The 211-nt window shown below is 55.0% G+C and carries 1 tRNA gene; it reads right to left on the bottom strand.

The annotated features are described in order from the left end of the window. Positions 1 to 7 precede the first annotated feature (7 nt). Positions 8 to 84: transfer RNA gene (locus OGV74_RS00705), tRNA-Asp, on the bottom strand. Positions 85 to 211 lie beyond the last annotated feature (127 nt).

Here is a 211-nt window from a genome sequence, read left to right as displayed (position 1 = left end):
TAATAAGTGGCGGAACGGACGGGACTCGAACCCGCGACCCCCTGCGTGACAGGCAGGTATTCTAACCAACTGAACTACCGCTCCACCGAATTTCTTTGTCACTACCCGGATTCTTCATCCCGGTTTACTGCAATTTGATGCCTGGCAGTTCCCTACTCTCGCATGGGGAGACCCCACACTACCATCGGCGCTACGGCGTTTCACTTCTGAG

The organism is Citrobacter sp. Cf116 (assembly GCF_030336505.1).
GTDB classification, from domain to species: Bacteria; Pseudomonadota; Gammaproteobacteria; order Enterobacterales; family Enterobacteriaceae; genus Citrobacter; species Citrobacter freundii.
The sequence above is the reverse complement of the archived record's forward strand: the minus strand, read 5'-3'. Positions and strand labels throughout refer to the sequence as shown.